The sequence below is a fragment of the Azonexus hydrophilus DSM 23864 genome (assembly GCF_000429605.1).
In the GTDB taxonomy this organism is placed as follows: domain Bacteria; phylum Pseudomonadota; class Gammaproteobacteria; order Burkholderiales; family Rhodocyclaceae; genus Azonexus; species Azonexus hydrophilus.
This window is the reverse complement of sequence record NZ_KE386926.1, coordinates 59766-75717: the sequence shown is the minus strand read 5'-3', so window position 1 is coordinate 75717 and position 15952 is coordinate 59766. Positions and strand designations below refer to the sequence as shown.

Genomic DNA, 15952 nt, shown 5'->3' with positions numbered 1-15952 from the left:
GATGGCCGACCATCCTTACAAGCGCACGCCGCTGCCGGCCGCGCCCAAGCCTCGCCTGGGGGCGATCCTCGCTTGTCTGGCGACCGCACTGGCCGGTCCGTTCATCGGTTTTGCCGTGGTCGGACAGGTCAGCGAGGCCGGCCTGCTGCTTGGCCTCGGGCTGAGCTTGCTGCCGCTGGCCGGACTGGCGGTGCTGGTCCGCCAATACCATCGGCGTCTGCGTCGTCTGCCGCCGGCGCTGGCAGCGGAATGGATGCAGGGCAAGCTGGTGGCGGCGGCGGGCGGACCGGTGGTGACTGCACCCTGGCGCTACGCCTGCGGCAAGAACTGGATCGAGCTGCGCAGCGACGGCGTGCTGGTGTCGCGCCATGCGCTGCTCGCCTTGCCCGGTGTCGCGGAGGCGATGGGCCGCTTGTGGATGGCCGGCGAAATCGGCGAATTCTTCATCGAATGGGCGGCGCTGGGCGAATGGTCGGTGTGCGACGAAAGTGATGGCCCCGATACCTACCGGGTTTCCGTGCGGGACGGCGGCTGGGTGCATCTGCGCCGCTTTCGTGGCGAAGCTGCTGGCGAGGTCGCACTGCTCGATGCGGTGCGCAGCATCGGCGGCTTGCCGGTCCGGGTGCTGGCCGACGTGGCCGCCGACTGAGCCGCTTCAGGCGTCGAAATGCAGCGCCAAGCTGGCCAGGGCCTTGGGGAGCGGCAGGTTTTCCTCGGTTTCGAGGATGCCGGGTACCGGGTGCGGGTATTCGAAGAAGACACCGTAGGTGCCGGGGCGCTGGCCGTGCAGGTATACGTGGGCGCGCAGGCGGTCCAGTTCGCTGTGGCGCAGGGTGACGATGTTGGGATCGCCGCCGTTGTCGGGGGCGACGTCACAGGCGTCGCCCAGTTTTTCGTCGAGGCTGACGAGCAGCCGGCGCAGCGAGCGGTCCTTGGGTAGTGACCAGGGGTTGGTATTCATCGCAGCAACTCCGGTTTGATCTGTTCCAGCCAGGCGTCGATACGGCTTTCGCTGAGCATCGCCTGGTGGTGCTGGTCGATGGCCAGACCGAGGAAGTGCTGGCCGTCGACTGCCCGCGAGGCCTTGAATTCGTAACCGACCACCGGCCAGCGGCCAACCACCGTCGCGCCACAGGCGACGAAGGCGTCGTGGAGGATGCCGATGGCGTCGACGAATTCGTCCGGGTATTTCTGCTGGTCGCCGAGGCCAAAGATGGCAATGGTTTTGCCGGACAGGTCGGCGTCGGCCAGTTGCGGCAGAAATTCCTCCCAGCTTGGCTGGCTCAAGCCGGTCGATTCGCCGGGCAGCTCGCCGTCGCCCAGGGTGGGGCTACCGACGATCAGGCGGTCATGAGCAAGGAAGTCGGCGAGGGTGGTGCGACCGATGTTGACCGGTGCGGCAGCCACCTCGCCGAGCTTCTTGGCGATCTGCTTGGCGACCAGCCGGGTGCGGCCGGTGTCGGTACCGAAGAAGATGCCGATCTTGTCCATTTCAGGCCGCCACGACTTCCTGCGTCAGTTCTTCGGGCAGCACGCCGATCGGGTCGCCGAGCGTGCCGTCGGGACCGTTTTCAAAGCGCACCAGATAGATTTCCTGGATCGGTTCGAGTTCGGTGTGGCCGAAATGCACCACCACGCCGCGCGTGCCGGTGGCGACCAGCAGCGCGTCCTCGTCATCGACACCGGGCATGCCGCCGTCGTTGAACAGGTCTTCGGCGGCGTAGACCAGGTCACCGATTTCGTACGGGACGGTTCCCATGATCTCAGGCCCAGACGTCGGCGGGGGCCTTGAGGCGTTCGACCGGCTGGTCAAACATCAGGTCCTCGTCGATGATCGCGCCGACATCCTCGGGCTTGACGCCAACGTACATGGTGCCTTCCGGATAGACGATGACGCTGGTGCCGAGATGGCAGGGGCCGAGGCAGCCGGTGTTGGTCAGCTGAAAGCCGGCGTTCCACAGGTTGCGGGCGGTGAATTCGTCCTGGAAGGCCTGCCAGGTCTGGCCGCAGCCCTTTTCCTGGCAGGAACCGCGCGGGTGACCGGCGGGACGGCCCTGGACGCAGACGAGGACATGTTTCTTCGGTTTGGGCATGGTGTTCTCCTTGTTGATGTCTCAGCGCTGCAAGGAAGATGCCAGCGCTTATTCAAGCGTTTTCAATGGTTTGCGGTTGGTTTGTGTTGTCGCGTTTACGACAGTGTCGGGTGTCGGGCTCAGAACTGCTTGACCTCGATGTTCAGCGTCTGGATGCGGTAGGCGATCTGACGCGGCGTCATGCCGAGAATGCGGGCGGCTTTGGCCTGGACCCAGCCAGCCTGTTCGAGCGCGGCGATGACGCGTTCGCGCTCGGACAGCGAGGGATCGTTGATATCCACTTCGCTGGCGGCTGGCGGCATCTCGCTGTTTGGCGCAGTGGTCTTCAGCGGTCGGGCCGAACTGCGCTCGCGGCTGCTCGGGAAGCGGATCAGGTCGACGTCGATCATGCCGTCTTCAGAGAGTACCGCGGCGCGTTCCAGGCAGTTTTCCAGTTCGCGCACGTTGCCCGGCCAGTCGTGGCTGGCCAGGCGGCGTTGGGCCATGTCGCTGAGCGTCAGCTTGCGCTTCTGGTCGTTGCCGATCTTGGTCAGCAGGTGGCGGGCGATTTCCGGGATGTCCTCGATGCGCTCGCGTAGCGGCGGCAGGAACAGCGGCATGACGTTCAGCCGGTAGAACAAGTCCTCGCGGAAGTCGCCCATCTCGACGGCGGTTTCCAGATCGCGGTGGGTGGCGGCGATGATGCGCACATCGACCTTGATCGTCTTGCTGCCGCCGACGCGTTCGAACTCGCCTTCCTGCAGGATGCGCAGCAGCTTGGCCTGGAAGGCCGCCGAGACTTCGCCGATTTCGTCGAGGAACAGCGTGCCGCCGTTGGCCTGTTCGAAGCGGCCCTTGCGCGCTTCGACGGCGCCGGTGAAGGCGCCGCGTTCGTGGCCGAAGAGTTCGGATTCGAGCAGGTTCTCGGGCAGCGCGGCGCAGTTGAGCTTGACCAGCATGTTGCGCGCGCGCGGCGAGTTGTAGTGGATGGCGTTGGCGATCAGTTCCTTGCCGGTGCCGGTTTCGCCGCGGATCAACACGGTGGTGTTCCACTTGGCGACCATGCGCGCCTGTTCGAAGACCCGGCGCATCACCGCCGAGCGTCCGACCATGCTGTCGAAACCGTGCTGGTGGCGGACGGTACGGCGCAGCAGGTCGCGTTCTTCGAGCAAGGTCGATTTTTCCTGCTGAACGTCAAGCGATAGCTTCAGGCTCTGGCCGATCAGGTTGGCGACCATCTCGACGAACTGGGCTCGTTCCTCGAGCAGGCCGTCTTCCGGTGCCTCCGGCTGGACCGCGAGGACGCCCTGGAGGTTGCCGCCGACCTTGATCGGCACGGCGATGAAGGGCAGTTCCGGTTCGTACAGCCCGACCCGGTTGAGGAAGCGCGGTTCGTCGGCGACGCGTTCCAGCTTGAAGGTGCGGGGCTTTTCCAGGATCAGGCCGATGATGCCTTCGCCGGGGCCGTATTGGGCGCTGTCGGCACTCGGGCCGTCGGGGTTGTAGATGGTATGGATGGCCAGCTTGCCGCTTTCGGCATCGACGACGCCGATCAGACCGCGGCTCAGCCCGGCTTCGTCGTGCAGCACGCGCAGCAGGTCGTGCAGGGTTTCGTTGAAGGCCAGCGAGCGGCTGAGCACGCGGCTGACCGCGTACAGCGCCGACAGTAGCAGGATGTTCAGTTCGTGCGTTCGACAGTAGCCGCCCGGGGGTGGGCATTCGTCGGCAGCGTGGAGGGTGTGGTGGTCGTGCATGTTGTGTGTCCTGCTCAGATCGGGTCGCCGTCGACGCGGAATTCGACGATGGCGGCGCAGCCGCCAGCCGGACTTTCGTCGAGATCGATGATGCCGCCGTGGTCGGCGACGACCTGCTGGGCCCGCGACAAGCCGGTGCCGATGTGTTTTCCACTGCCGTTCTTGGCTGTGAAGAAAGGCTCGAAGGCCTTGTGCCGCCACTCCATCGGAATGCCCGGGCCGCTGTCGAGGATGGCGACGCGCAGGCAGTCATCGACGACTTCACTCTTGATCTGCAGTTCGCGGCGCGGCCAGCCCTTGACGTTCATGGCTTCGATGGCGTTTTCAACGAGGGCCTTGAACAGCATGCGCAATTGCAGTGGCCGGCCGTTCAGTGGCGGCAGCACCGCCGAGGGTTGCCAGTCGACGGTGATGCCGGCGCTGAGCAGGCGCGGCGTGCACACTTCGAGCACGTCGCGCAGGATTTCGTTGAGATTCACCCGGATGAGGATTTCATGCGGACTTTGCGGGATCACCTGGCGCAGCGATTCGATGTGCTCGCGGCTGTTGTCGAGCGCGTGCCTGAGCATTTCGGCGCTGGCCGGATCGCGGCGCTGGAGCACGGCGACTGCCGAAGCCATGACGTTGAGCGGCTCTTCCAGGCGGAACACCGCCGCCGACAGCCCTTCGCGGATCGCCGCCGTGCGTTCTTCCTCGGCCAGCGAAGCTTTCAGCGCGGCGCCCTTGGCTCGTTCCTGTTCCTCGCGCAGGTTGGTGATGTCGGAAATGACCAGCAGCAGGCCGGGCTGGCCGGCGGCGCAGAAGTAGCTGTCGGCGCATTCGCTGTGCATGGCGATCACCGAGGCGCTGACCGACAACCAGCGGGCGCGGCCGCCGGGGCTGTCGACGCGCATTTCGCGGTTGCTGAATTCGCAGAGCCTGGGGTCGCTGGCCAGGGCTTCGTACCATTCCGGTGCCAGGGCATCGAGCAGACGGTGCGCCGGCTCCTTGACCCGCATGTCGGTGAGCAGTTTCTTGTAGGCGTGGTTGTCGAGGACCACGCGGCCGGTCGGGTCGAGCAGGGCGAAGGCCACCGGCGAGGCGTCGATCACCGATTCGATCAACTGCTTCTGGTTGAGCACCGTGCGCTCCAGCCGATGCAGTTCGGTGATGTCGCGGTGCATGCCCAGGAAATGGGTGATTTCACCCTTGTCGTTGACGACCGGCGTGATCGACAGTTCGGCGAGATAGGTACCGCCGCATTTGCGCTTGTTGAGCAGCTTGCCCGACCACGGCCGGCGGGCCTTGAGCGAGGCCCACATGTCGGCGTACAGCGCCGGCGGTGTGGTGTGATTGGAGAGTACGGATTCGTTCAGGCCGACGATGTCCTCGGCGCTGTAGCCGGTGATCCGGCTGAAGCTGTCGTTGGCATAGAGGATGCGAGCCGACGGATCGGTGATCGAAATGGCCAGGTCGGCCTGATGAACTGCCTGGCGATAGACCTCGGGCGGCAGGATGTCTTTGAGGTCGTTCTGGGTCAGGGGCTGAGCCGACATGATCTAACTCCGGAAAGGGCCGGTAAGGGTCTGGATCGGTTAAAAGCAGATTCCATGCCGCCTTGTGCGGTTTGCTGCAAAGGCCCTGTTTGTCGTGGTCTCGGCGTGAATTCGACAATTTTCTGTGGGCTTTGCGACAAATTGTTTTGCCTGTAATGCACCAATTTGGTGTGTTGCCTCCAAAAACGGGGCTGGACGGGCATGGGGCGGGGAATCCCGGCGATGGCACGGCTTATGCAATGAAGTCGGCGAGGTCCAACCCGAGTCTTCCGTCCATGAGCGAAATCCTGTTACTGCTGCTCTCCACCGCACTGGTCAACAATGTCGTGTTGATCAAATTCCTTGGCCTGTGTCCGGTCATGGGCGTATCGAAAAGTGTCGATAGCGCCTTCGGCATGGGTTTGGCGACGACCTTCGTGCTGATGCTGGCCAGCGCCGCCTCGTGGATGCTCGACAACTGGCTGCTGCAGCCGCTCGGTCTGGGCTACCTGCGCATCCTGACCTTCATCCTGGTGATTGCGTCGGTCGTGCAATTCACCGAGATGTTCGTCAAGAAGACCAGTCCCGGGCTGTACCAGTCGCTGGGTATCTACCTGCCGCTGATCACCACCAACTGCGCCGTGCTCGGTGTCGCGCTGCTCAACGTCCAGCAGGAGTTCAGCCTGTTCAAGAGCCTGCTCTACGGTTTCGGCTCGGCACTCGGCTTCACGCTGGTGCTGCTGATCTTTGCCGGCCTGCGCGAACGCGTGGCGCTGGCCCGCGTGCCGGCCGCCTTTGCCGGGGCGCCCGTTGCCTTCATCACCATCAGCCTGCTCGCCCTGGCCTTCATGGGCTTCTCGGGCCTCAATGTTTAAGGGAGGACTGCCATGATCGCCGCCATCCTCAGCCTGACCGTGCTCGGTGCCATCCTCGGCATCGCGTTGGGCATCGCCAACAAGTTCCTCAAGGTCGAGGGCAATCCCATCGTCGATGAACTGGTCGACCTGATGCCCGGTTCCAATTGCGGCCAGTGTGGTTATCCCGGTTGCGTCGGTGCGGCCGAAGCCATTGTCGCCGGGACTGCTCCGGCCACCTGCTGCCCGCCCGGTGGCAAGGCGCTGGTTTCGGCGATTGCCGCCAAGCTCGGCCTGACCGTCGATCTCTCGGCGCTCGGCGACGACGGTCCGAAAATCGCCACGGTTGCCGAGGAGCTGTGCATCGGCTGCTGCCGCTGCGCCCGAGTTTGCCCGACTGACGCCATCCTCGGCGGGCCGAAACAGATCCACAACGTCTTCCGCGAAGCCTGTACCGGCTGCGAAGCCTGCATCGAAAAATGTCCGACCGAGGCGCTGGTCATGAAACCGGTGCCGGTCACCCTGCAACACTGGGTGATGCCCAAGCCCCGCCTGGCCTGAGAGTTCATATCATGGGATTCATGAATCTGTTCAAGCACTTCCTCGGCGACGACTGGGGCGTGCATCCCGACGACCGCAAACGCCCCGCCGCCGACCGGCCGCTACGCACGATGCCGGTGCCGGAAAAACTCTATCTGCCGCTGCAGCAGCATCTCGGCGGGCCGGCGCGGCCGGTGGTGCTGGTCGGCCAGCAGGTCAAGAAGGGCGAATTGATCGCTGAAGCACAGGGCATGATCTCGGCGCCGATCCATGCGCCGACGTCGGGCACGATTGTCGCCGTCACCGACATCACGGCGCCGCATCCCTCGGGCCTGACCCTGCCGGCGATCATCCTGGCGGCCGACGGGCGCGACGAATGGATCGATTGCCAGGGCTGTGCCGACCCGTTCGCCCTTGATCCTGCCGAGATCGGCAAGCGGGTTGCCGCGGCCGGTGTCGTCGGCCTGGGCGGCGCGGCCTTCCCGTCGGCGGTCAAGCTGACCGGCGCCGCCCGCTCCAAGGTCAAAACCCTGGTCATCAACGGCGGCGAATGCGAGCCCTACCTGTCCTGCGACGACCGCCAGATGCGCGAGCGGGCGGCCGACATCGTCGACGGCATTCGCATCATGCTCCACGCCACCGGTGCCCGCGAGGCGCTGGTCGGCATCGAGGACAACAAGCCGGAAGCCATCGCCGCCATGCAGGCGGCTGCCGCAGGCGAGGCCGAGGTGCACATCCGGCCGATTCCGGCGCGTTACCCGATGGGTTCGGAAAAGCAACTGGTTCAGGTACTGACCGGCAAGGAAGTGGCGGCCGAAAGCCGTACTTTCGACATCGGCATTCTGGTTCATAACGTCGGCACGGCGCTGGCGGTGCGCGCGGCGATCCGCGACGGCCGGCCGCTGATTTCGCGGGTGGTCACCGTCAATGGCAACTGCGCCAACGACCCGGGCAACATCGAGGTGCTGGTCGGCACCCTGGCCGAGGAAGTGATTGCCTTTGCCGGCGGCCTCAAGGGCGACGGCATCGGCCTGGCGCGCCGGGTCATGGGCGGGCCGATGATGGGCATGCAGATTCCGCACTGGCGCGTGCCGGTGGTCAAGGGCACCAGCGGCATCCTGGCGTTCGACGCGCAGGAAGTCGCCGCTCAGGAACCCGATCCCTGCATCCGTTGCGGCAGTTGCGTGAAAGCCTGTCCGATGGGCCTGCTGCCGCTGGAAATGAGCGCCCGCATCCGCAATTCGGCTTACGACGAGGCGGTCGGTATCGGCCTCAAGGACTGCATCGCCTGCGGCTGCTGCGCCTATGTCTGTCCGTCGAAGATTCCGCTGGTCCAGTATTTCGTCCATGCCAAGGGCGAACTGGCGGCGCAGGATCGCAACAAGCTGCGTAACGACGCGACCAAGAAGCTGGCCCAGCAACGCCAGGAACGGCTCGACCGCGAAGCACGCGAGAAAGCCGAAGCCGCCGCCAAGCGCAAGGCCGAGCGCGAAGCTGCCGCTGCCGCCAAGGCGGCGGCTGAAGCGGCAGCCAAGCAGGCCAGCGAAACCGCCGGCGCCACCGAGGGAGAAAGCGCATGACCCCCGCCACCCTGACCGCCCAGACGGTCGCCTCGCCGCATGCCCATGGCGGCAATTCGGTCAGCCGGACCATGTTCCGCGTGCAACTGGCCTTGCTGCCGGCGACCCTCTATGGCTTCTGGCTGTACGGTTGGCCGGCCTTCTTCCTGTGGGCGCTGACCATCCTCTCCTGCGTCGCCTTCGAGGTCCTGTCGCTGAAGCTGATGGGCACGCCGCGCGTCAAGGCAACGCTGTTCGACGGCTCGGCCGTGCTCACCGGCTGGCTGCTGGCGATGACCCTGCCGCCCTGGGCGCCGTGGTGGGTGGCGGTGGTCGGCGGCTTCATCGCCATCGTCATCGGCAAGCAGGTGTTCGGCGGGTTGGGCCAGAATGTGTTCAATCCGGCCATGGTGGCGCGGGTGGCGCTGCTGGTGTCCTTCCCGTTGCCGCTGACGCTGTGGGTCGCGCCCTTGCCGATGAGCACGCTGCCGACGCCCGATTTCGTCAGCAGCCTGCGCATCTTCCTGACCAGTCTGCCGGTGCCGGACGCGATGACCAGCGCCACGCTGCTCGGCCACGCCAAGACCGAACTGGCCCGCGGCATCGACCTGGCGACGGCGCTGCACGCCGGCCCCGACCTGTCGTGGATCGGCATGCGCGCCGGCAGTTTCGGCGAGTCGGCGGCGGTACTGATCCTGTGCGGTGGCCTCTACCTGTTGATCACCCGCGTCATCACCTGGCATGCGCCGCTGGCCGTTCTGGCCGGTGTCGCCATCCCGGCGGCGATCGCTCACGCCGTCGATCCCGGCCGCTTCCTGTCGGCCGAGGCGCACCTGCTGTCCGGCGCGCTGATGCTCGGTGCCTTCTTCATCGCCACCGATTACGTGACCTCGCCGAACACGACCACTGGCCAGATCATCTTCGGCCTGGGCATCGGCCTGCTCACCTGGGTGATCCGCAGTTTCGGCGGCTACCCGGAAGGCGTCGCCTTCGCCGTGCTGCTGATGAATGCCATGACGCCGGTCATCGACCGCTTCTGCAAGCCGCGCATCCTTGGCCGTGACCGTAAAGGCAAGCCGCTCGACATTCCGGAGAACGCCTGATGAACCTCGATACCCTGCGCGACAAACTCGGCTACCAGCCGCTGCTGCTCGGCATCGTTGCCCTGCTCGCCAGCGGTGCGCTGGCGGTGGTGTCCGACGCCACGGCGCCGGCCATTGCGGCGGCTGAAGCCAAAGACCTGCGCAATTCGCTGTCTGACGTGCTGCCGGCCGGTCTGGCCGACAATGATTTTCTCAAGGATACGGTCGAGCTCGACCGCAACGGCAAGACGGTGACCATCTATCGTGCCCGCCAGGGCGAGGCGCTCAAGGCAGTGCTGTTCAAGGTGGCCGAGCGCGGCTATTCCGGCGAAATCCAGGTGCTGATGGCGGTCGATATGGATGGCCGCACGCTCGGCGTGCGCGTCCTCAAGCATACGGAAACACCGGGCCTGGGCGACAAGATCGAGGTCAAGAAGGACAGCTGGGTGCTGAGTTTCAACGGCAAGTCGCTGCTCGATCCAACGCCGGAGCGTTGGGGCGTGAAGAAGGATAACGGCGTCTTCGACCAGTTTGCTGGCGCCACCATCACGCCGCGTGCCGTGGTCAAGGCAGTCAAGGGCGGTTTGGAGTTCTTCACTGCCCACAAGGCGGAAATCACCGGTCAGGCGGCCTAGGAGATAACGATGAGCGATATCCAGTACGGCAGGATCATCAAGGACGGGCTGTGGGAACAGAACGTCGTTTTCGCGCAGATGCTGGCGCTGTGCCCGCTGATGGCGGTGACCACCAGCGGCACCAACGGCCTGGGCATGGGACTGGCGAGCACGGCGGTGCTGGTGTGCGCCAATGTCCTGGTGTCGTTGATCCGCAAGGTGGTCAGCGCCCAGGTGCGGATTCCGGTTTTCATCGTGCTGATCGCCACCCTGGTGACCATCGTCGACCTGGCGATGAACGCCTGGCTGCATGAGCTGTACAAGGTGCTCGGCCTGTTCATCGCACTGATCGTGGTCAATTGCGCCATCCTCGGTCGTTCGGAGTCCTTTGCGGTGAAGAACGGCGTGGTCGCCAGTGCCGTGGATGGGATTGCCATGGGGCTGGGCTTCACCGGCGCGCTGGTCCTGCTCGGTCTGGTCCGGGAATTCTTCGGTGCCGGCACGTTGTTCGCGCAGGCATCGCAGTTGCTCGGTCCGTCGTTCGCCTTTCTCGAAGTGCAGGTGCCGGGTTACGGCGGCGCCCTGCTGATGATCCTGCCGCCCGGCGCCTTCGCCGCGCTCGGCTTCCTGCTCGCCGGCAAGCGCATCATCGACCGCAAGCTGGCCGAACGCGAAGCCGCCAGCGCCGAACCGGCCGCCGCCTGAGGAGTACAGTCATGCAGATTGGTGTCGCCTATTCCGAACCCGGCCAGCAGGTCTGGCTGAACATCGAAGTCCCGGACAGCGCTACGGTGCAAGAGGCCATCGAGCGCTCCGGCATCCTCAAGCAGTTTCCGCATATCGACCTGGCAGCGCAGAAGGTCGGCGTTTTCGGCAAGCTGGCCAAACTGGACGCAGCCTTACGCCCCGGCGATCGCGTCGAAATCTACCGCGCCATCATCTGCGACCCGGCGACGGTGCCGCGCAAGGACAGCGACGAAGACGAATAGGATTGTCGTTTTTGCGACATTGGAATACCGGTTTATGCACCGTGTTTGTGCGTAAATAATTGATAATACTGAAATATTTCTGTCCTATAATGCGCGGCCTTGTCCCTGGGAGATGCCCGTGCATACGACGAATTATTCCGCCGCCGACGCCGTGACCGCGCTTGGTGCCAATCATGGTTACTGTCTGGATGGCGACTTCGTCCATCTCAACGCCGATGTCAGCCTGGCCGAAGCCGATCTGGCTGACGGCACCCACTGGGCCCTGCAATTGTGGGCCAGCCCCGGTGGTTTCGACGGCCTGGCGCTGAACGGCGTCAAGGTCGCCGAGCTGGCCCTGCAGCCGACGCCGGGCAATTTCAACGTGGCCGCCTGCGTGACGGCTTTGCCGCCGGCCGGTTGTGCCGCCCAGGTCATGGCCATGGCGCTGGTTGGACAGCGCGTGGACGGCAGCGTCCAGGTTCGCGACTTGTCGGTCTATGCGACGCCGCAGACCTTCTTCCAGCCTTTCCTGCTCGGCGACGTGAGCTGCCGGGTGGCCGACGGCGTGGCGGAAATCGCCATCGAACGCATCGCCAGCCCGCGCGCGCCGGATAACCTCAGTGGCACGCTGGCCCTCGAAGTCTGGGCGCTCGACGCGCCCTATCAAGGCGGCGCCTGGCAGGGCCAGCCGGTGGCCAGCGTGGTGCTCGGCCAGTTGTCCGGTGGCAGCGCCTGGGCCGATTGCCTGTACAGTGTACCGGCGGTGAACGCCAGCGGCGCGCTGACCGTGATGTTGCGCGAATGGACGCCGGCGGGTTACCTGACGCGTGATTACCGCAATCTGGCGGCGGCAGTGATCGCCGAGCCGGTAGTGGCGGCGGTGAGTGAGCCGGTCAGCGGCGACGTCAAGGCAGCGGCCAAGCCGGTCGCCAAGGCGGGCAAGAGCGCGAGCAAGAAAGCCAGCGCCAGCAAGCCTGCAGAAAAGACCGGCCCGGTCAGCGTCAATACCGCCAGCGCGGCCGAACTGGCTGCCGTCAAGGGGATTTCCAAGACGGTTGCCGAAGCCATCGTCGCCGCCCGGCCTTATGCCAAGCTCGATGACTTGCTGCGGGCCAAGGGCGTTGGCGCCAAGCTGCTGGAAAAGGTCGGCAAGTTGTTGAAGATTTGAGTTTTTTCGCAGGCTTGTCGCAAAGGCGACAAGCCTGCTATTGAAAATTCTCAAATAAAACAAGGTGCTGCCCGGTGGCACCCATTTTGCTGAGTGTTAGCCAGTCATCTGGAGAACGCGCATGAAAGCCAGCGAAATCCAGGCCCTGCTCGACGAGCCGGCCTGCAGCCATAACACCAAGGAAAAGTCCGGTTGTTCGAAGCCGAAGCCGGGCGCCACTGCCGGCGGCTGCTCCTTCGACGGCGCGCAGATCGCGCTGCTGCCGATCGCCGACGTCGCCCACATCGTCCATGGGCCGATTGCTTGCGCCGGTTCTTCCTGGGATAACCGCGGGACGCGCTCTTCCGGCGTCACGCTGTACAAGATCGGCATGACCACCGACCTGTCGGAAACCGACGTGGTCATGGGGCGTGGCGAAAAACGCCTGTTCCACGCGATCAAGCAGGCGGTCGACAGCTACGCGCCGAAGGCCGTCTTCGTCTACAACACCTGCGTCACCGCACTGATCGGTGACGACGTCGAAGCCGTCTGCAAGGCCGCCAGCGAGCGCGTCGGCATCCCGGTGGTGCCGGTCGATGCCGCCGGTTTCTACGGCACCAAGAACCTCGGCAACCGCCTGGCCGGCGAGGCCATGTTCAAGTACGTCATCGGCACCGCCGAGCCGGCACCGGCCAAACCGCGCGCCGACGGCCTGCCGACTTACGACGTCAACCTGATCGGCGAATACAACATCGCCGGCGAGTTCTGGCACGTTGCGCCGCTGTTCGATGAACTCGGCCTGCGCATCCTGTGCACGCTGTCCGGCGACGCGCGTTTCCACGAGGTGCAGACCATGCACCGGGCGAAGGTGAACATGGTCGTCTGCGCCAAGGCCCTGCTCAACGTCGCCCGTAAAATGCAGGAAACCTACGGCCAGCCGTTCTTCGAAGGCAGTTTCTACGGCGTTCAGGATGTTTCCAACGCACTGCGCGATTTCGCCCGGCTGATCGGCGACCCCGACCTGATCGCCCGCACCGAGGCGGTCATCACCCGCGAGGAAGCCAAGGCCCACGCCGCGCTCGAACTCTGGCGCGCCCGCCTCAAGGACAAGCGTGTGCTGTTGTACACCGGCGGTGTCAAGTCATGGTCCATCGTCTCGGCGCTGCAGGATCTGGGCATGAAGGTCGTCGCCACCGGCACCAAGAAATCGACCGAGGAAGACAAGGCGCGCATCCGCGAACTGATGGGCGAGGACACCAAGATGATCGACGACGGCAGCCCCAAGGCCCTGCTGTCGACCTATCACGAGTACCGGGCCGACATCCTGATCGCCGGCGGGCGCAATTTGTACACCGCCCTCAAGGCGCGCATTCCCTTCCTCGACATCAACCAGGAACGCGAATTCGGCTACGCCGGCTACGCCGGCATGAGCGAGCTCGCCCGGCAACTGGCGTTGTCGATGGAAAGCCCGGTCTGGGCAGCGGTGCGGAAACCGGCGCCGTGGGCTGAGCGGAGCGGGTCAGGCCGTGTGCTGGTGGCGTGAAGTATTTTGCTGCAGTGTGACTCAGGTTACATAGCCGCCGTATGACCTGCGCTAGCATCGTCGCTGACCTCACCCGAGCAGCGAATAAACCATGAGCGACAGGAAACAAGAAAACAGCGCTACTGCCTACCAAGGCGTAATGATGTTTACCAAGTACCAGAAGATCTATGCCAAGCGGGCGCGTGGCCTGTTCGACAATTGGCGGGTCGTCATGGTCATCCTGACCCAGGCCGTTTTCTATGGCGTCCTCTGGCTCGAGTGGAATGGCCGTCAGGCGGTGCTGCTGCATCTGGTCGAGCGGAAATTCTATATTTTCGGCATTGTCTTCTGGCCGCAGGACATCATCTACCTGGCGATCATCCTGATTGTCTCGGCCTACGCCCTGTTCCTGGTGACCGCGATCGCTGGCCGCCTGTTCTGTGGCTACGCCTGTCCCCAGACCGTTTATACCCAGTTGTTCATGTGGATAGAGAATTGGGTCGAAGGCGACAGGAATGCCCGGATCAAGCTCGACAATGGCCCGTTGAATGCGCGCAAGATCCGCATCAAGCTGACCAAGCACTTGCTCTGGGGGGCGCTAGCGGTGTGGACCGGTTTCACGCTGGTGGGCTATTTCAGCCCGGTCAAAGACTTGTGGCAGAACCTGCTGACCTGGAACCTGGGCGGCTGGGAAACCTTCTGGATATTCTTTTATGGCGGGTTCACCTACCTCATGGCGGGAAGCATGCGCGAACTGGTGTGCCGGCACATGTGCCCCTACGCCCGCTTCCAGAGCGTCATGTTCGACCCGGATACCCTGATCATTACCTATGATGCCGAGCGTGGCGAGCCGAGAGGCGTGCGTCAGCAAGGGCGCAATAGCGAGAGCGGGCAGGGGGATTGCGTTGATTGTGGCTTGTGTGTCCGGGTTTGCCCGACCGGTATCGATATTCGCAACGGACTCCAGTACGAATGCATTGGCTGTGCATCCTGCGTCGATGTTTGCGACGAGGTCATGGGGAAACTTGGTCTGCCCAAGGGCCTTGTCCGCTATTCGACGGAAAACGCAATGGCCAGACATCTTGGCCAAAAGGAGATTCTCGGCCACATCGTGCGTCCGCGCGTGCTTGGATACGCCGCAGTGCTTGTCCTGGTCCTGATCATCTCTGCCTGGTTCCTCAGTAACCGCATCCCGCTCAAGGTGGATGTCATTCGGGATCGCTCGATGCTGTCCCGGGAAGTGGACGATGGCCGTATCGAGAACATTTACACGTTGAATGTCATGAATACGGAAGAGAAGGTGCATCGCTACCGGATTACCGTCGACGGCCTGGCCGGGATCGAATTGGCCGGGAAAGCTGACATCGAGGTGCCGGCAGCCTCCGCGATGTCTGTCATTGTGCCGGTGCGGGTGTCTCCGGAAAGCGGCAAGAGCGGCGCGAATCCGATTCGTTTCCAGGTCGTCGCAGAGCGAAATCCGGACATCCGGGTTCAGGAGAAAGCCTCGTTCCTGCTGCCCTGAGCGTTGTCGGGAAACCGTGGTCTGTCCCCGGTTTGGCCCACAGTCGGAAAACGAGTGCTCAGCCCAGCCACTTTTGCACCCACTGCGTCAGCTGTGGACTGGCGGGACTGTTGTAGGTCTGATGAATGACGGGGGCGGCCAGCCAGCGCTGCAGTTCGGCATGATTGTCGAGAAAGGGGTTCTCGGGTTGGGCAACCTGGTTGAGTACCACGCCCATCAGTGGCAATCCACGCATCTCCATGGCCTCGATGGCCAGCAAGGTCTGATTGACTGCACCGAGACGATCGGCCACCACGAGCAGGACAGGCATGCCCAGGCCCGCTGCGAGGTCGGCATTCAGCGCCCCCTGCGCAATTGGCGAGTAGAAACCACCGGCGCCCTCGACCAGCAGGAAATCATCGCTGCCAACCCCGTCCAGGCAGGCGGCATGCAGATCGCCAATTGCGAGCGGACAATTCGCCAGTCTTGCCGCCCACTCGGGTGAAACCGGCGGCTCATAGCGATAAGGACAGACGGCATCCAGTGTATCCGTGATGCCCGCAGCTGCACGCAGCTGAATGGCGTCCGAAGGCTGGAGAGCATCGCTGCCAGCCAGTCTTTCGCATCCGGTTTCGACGGGCTTCCGCACGCGCACGCGTTGGCCGTTCTGCCTCAGGGTCTTCGCGAGATGAACGCCAATCGTTGTCTTGCCAACTGCAGTATCCGTTCCGGTGATGAAAATACCGCGCATTTCAATGTCTCCTTATGTCTCAGCCGCACGGGTAAGGCGAGCTGATGGATTTCTCTGTAATCGACCGGGGTGAC

The 15952-nt window shown here is 64.1% G+C and carries 18 protein-coding genes; 11 read left to right on the top strand and 7 right to left on the bottom strand.

Annotated features, from left to right (window positions below):
* Position 1 precedes the first annotated feature (1 nt).
* A complete protein-coding gene (locus tag G471_RS0115465) occupies positions 2–649 on the top strand; it encodes a hypothetical protein (RefSeq protein WP_028996129.1) in 648 nt (215 codons plus the stop codon).
* A 6-nt stretch (positions 650–655) separates the two neighbouring features.
* On the opposite strand, the gene G471_RS0115460 is transcribed toward G471_RS0115465, so the two are convergent.
* The 6 genes from G471_RS0115460 to nifL all read right to left on the bottom strand — a co-directional run bounded on the left by G471_RS0115460 (position 656) and on the right by nifL (position 5361).
* Positions 656–961: a hypothetical protein gene (locus G471_RS0115460; RefSeq protein WP_028996128.1), complete on the bottom strand. Its 306-nt coding sequence runs from the start codon at positions 959–961 to the stop codon at positions 656–658.
* Positions 958–1491: a flavodoxin gene (locus G471_RS0115455; RefSeq protein WP_028996127.1), complete on the bottom strand. Its 534-nt coding sequence runs from the start codon at positions 1489–1491 to the stop codon at positions 958–960. The genes G471_RS0115460 and G471_RS0115455 overlap by 4 nt, the downstream gene beginning before the upstream one ends.
* Before the next feature lies 1 nt (position 1492).
* Positions 1493–1759: a nitrogen fixation protein NifZ gene (locus G471_RS0115450; protein ID WP_028996126.1), complete on the bottom strand. Its 267-nt coding sequence runs from the start codon at positions 1757–1759 to the stop codon at positions 1493–1495.
* Positions 1760–1763: 4 nt separating this feature from the next.
* Positions 1764–2093, bottom strand: a complete 330-nt coding sequence (locus G471_RS0115445) for a (2Fe-2S) ferredoxin domain-containing protein (protein ID WP_028996125.1) — start codon at positions 2091–2093, stop codon at positions 1764–1766.
* A gap of 119 nt (positions 2094–2212) precedes the next feature.
* Positions 2213–3826, bottom strand: a complete 1614-nt coding sequence (gene nifA, locus G471_RS0115440) for a nif-specific transcriptional activator NifA (protein ID WP_081700311.1) — start codon at positions 3824–3826, stop codon at positions 2213–2215.
* Between the two features lie 14 nt (positions 3827–3840).
* Positions 3841–5361, bottom strand: a complete 1521-nt coding sequence (gene nifL, locus G471_RS0115435) for a nitrogen fixation negative regulator NifL (protein WP_028996123.1) — start codon at positions 5359–5361, stop codon at positions 3841–3843.
* Positions 5362–5636: 275 nt separating this feature from the next.
* Here nifL and rsxA point away from each other — a divergent pair, with 275 nt between their 5' ends.
* The 10 genes from rsxA to ccoG all read left to right on the top strand — a co-directional run bounded on the left by rsxA (position 5637) and on the right by ccoG (position 15148).
* Complete coding sequence (rsxA, locus tag G471_RS0115430; protein WP_028996122.1) at positions 5637–6215, top strand: electron transport complex subunit RsxA; 579 nt, start codon at positions 5637–5639, stop codon at positions 6213–6215.
* A 12-nt stretch (positions 6216–6227) separates the two neighbouring features.
* Complete coding sequence (locus G471_RS0115425; protein WP_028996121.1) at positions 6228–6755, top strand: RnfABCDGE type electron transport complex subunit B; 528 nt, start codon at positions 6228–6230, stop codon at positions 6753–6755.
* Positions 6756–6766: 11 nt separating this feature from the next.
* On the top strand, positions 6767–8314 hold the full coding sequence (gene rsxC / locus G471_RS0115420) for an electron transport complex subunit RsxC (RefSeq protein ID WP_043421918.1): 1548 nt from the start codon (positions 6767–6769) through the stop codon (positions 8312–8314).
* Complete coding sequence (locus G471_RS0115415) at positions 8311–9396, top strand: RnfABCDGE type electron transport complex subunit D (RefSeq protein WP_028996119.1); 1086 nt, start codon at positions 8311–8313, stop codon at positions 9394–9396. Before rsxC ends, G471_RS0115415 begins: the two co-directional genes overlap by 4 nt.
* Complete coding sequence (rsxG, locus tag G471_RS0115410; protein WP_028996118.1) at positions 9396–10010, top strand: electron transport complex subunit RsxG; 615 nt, start codon at positions 9396–9398, stop codon at positions 10008–10010. The genes G471_RS0115415 and rsxG overlap by 1 nt, the downstream gene beginning before the upstream one ends.
* Before the next feature lie 9 nt (positions 10011–10019).
* The gene (locus tag G471_RS0115405) at positions 10020–10694 is read left to right on the top strand and encodes an electron transport complex subunit E (RefSeq protein ID WP_043421917.1); all 675 of its coding nucleotides are present in this window, start codon (positions 10020–10022) and stop codon (positions 10692–10694) included.
* An 11-nt stretch (positions 10695–10705) separates the two neighbouring features.
* Positions 10706–10978: an RnfH family protein gene (locus G471_RS0115400; protein WP_028996116.1), complete on the top strand. Its 273-nt coding sequence runs from the start codon at positions 10706–10708 to the stop codon at positions 10976–10978.
* Between the two features lie 118 nt (positions 10979–11096).
* Positions 11097–12125, top strand: coding sequence for a ComEA family DNA-binding protein (locus tag G471_RS18505; RefSeq protein ID WP_157272562.1), 1029 nt, complete (start codon positions 11097–11099; stop codon positions 12123–12125).
* 121 nt (positions 12126–12246) lie between these two features.
* On the top strand, positions 12247–13647 hold the full coding sequence (gene nifE, locus G471_RS0115390) for a nitrogenase iron-molybdenum cofactor biosynthesis protein NifE (protein ID WP_028996115.1): 1401 nt from the start codon (positions 12247–12249) through the stop codon (positions 13645–13647).
* A 91-nt stretch (positions 13648–13738) separates the two neighbouring features.
* Positions 13739–15148, top strand: coding sequence for a cytochrome c oxidase accessory protein CcoG (ccoG, locus tag G471_RS0115385; RefSeq protein WP_028996114.1), 1410 nt, complete (start codon positions 13739–13741; stop codon positions 15146–15148).
* Positions 15149–15206: 58 nt separating this feature from the next.
* Here the strand turns inward: ccoG and bioD are convergent, their stop codons facing one another.
* Positions 15207–15878: a dethiobiotin synthase gene (bioD, locus tag G471_RS18015; RefSeq protein WP_051295543.1), complete on the bottom strand. Its 672-nt coding sequence runs from the start codon at positions 15876–15878 to the stop codon at positions 15207–15209.
* Positions 15879–15952: the final 74 nt, after the last annotated feature.

Coding starts and splice junctions, on each gene's coding strand:
- G471_RS0115465 (WP_028996129.1), top strand. CDS start 2: ATGGCCGACCATCCTTACAAGCGCACGCCGCTGCCGGCCGCGCCCAAG.
- G471_RS0115460 (WP_028996128.1), bottom strand. CDS start 961: ATGAATACCAACCCCTGGTCACTACCCAAGGACCGCTCGCTGCGCCGG.
- G471_RS0115455 (WP_028996127.1), bottom strand. CDS start 1,491: ATGGACAAGATCGGCATCTTCTTCGGTACCGACACCGGCCGCACCCGG.
- G471_RS0115450 (WP_028996126.1), bottom strand. CDS start 1,759: ATGGGAACCGTCCCGTACGAAATCGGTGACCTGGTCTACGCCGCCGAA.
- G471_RS0115445 (WP_028996125.1), bottom strand. CDS start 2,093: ATGCCCAAACCGAAGAAACATGTCCTCGTCTGCGTCCAGGGCCGTCCC.
- nifA (WP_081700311.1), bottom strand. CDS start 3,826: ATGCACGACCACCACACCCTCCACGCTGCCGACGAATGCCCACCCCCG.
- nifL (WP_028996123.1), bottom strand. CDS start 5,361: ATGTCGGCTCAGCCCCTGACCCAGAACGACCTCAAAGACATCCTGCCG.
- rsxA (WP_028996122.1), top strand. CDS start 5,637: ATGAGCGAAATCCTGTTACTGCTGCTCTCCACCGCACTGGTCAACAAT.
- G471_RS0115425 (WP_028996121.1), top strand. CDS start 6,228: ATGATCGCCGCCATCCTCAGCCTGACCGTGCTCGGTGCCATCCTCGGC.
- rsxC (WP_043421918.1), top strand. CDS start 6,767: ATGGGATTCATGAATCTGTTCAAGCACTTCCTCGGCGACGACTGGGGC.
- G471_RS0115415 (WP_028996119.1), top strand. CDS start 8,311: ATGACCCCCGCCACCCTGACCGCCCAGACGGTCGCCTCGCCGCATGCC.
- rsxG (WP_028996118.1), top strand. CDS start 9,396: ATGAACCTCGATACCCTGCGCGACAAACTCGGCTACCAGCCGCTGCTG.
- G471_RS0115405 (WP_043421917.1), top strand. CDS start 10,020: ATGAGCGATATCCAGTACGGCAGGATCATCAAGGACGGGCTGTGGGAA.
- G471_RS0115400 (WP_028996116.1), top strand. CDS start 10,706: ATGCAGATTGGTGTCGCCTATTCCGAACCCGGCCAGCAGGTCTGGCTG.
- nifE (WP_028996115.1), top strand. CDS start 12,247: ATGAAAGCCAGCGAAATCCAGGCCCTGCTCGACGAGCCGGCCTGCAGC.
- ccoG (WP_028996114.1), top strand. CDS start 13,739: ATGAGCGACAGGAAACAAGAAAACAGCGCTACTGCCTACCAAGGCGTA.
- bioD (WP_051295543.1), bottom strand. CDS start 15,878: ATGCGCGGTATTTTCATCACCGGAACGGATACTGCAGTTGGCAAGACA.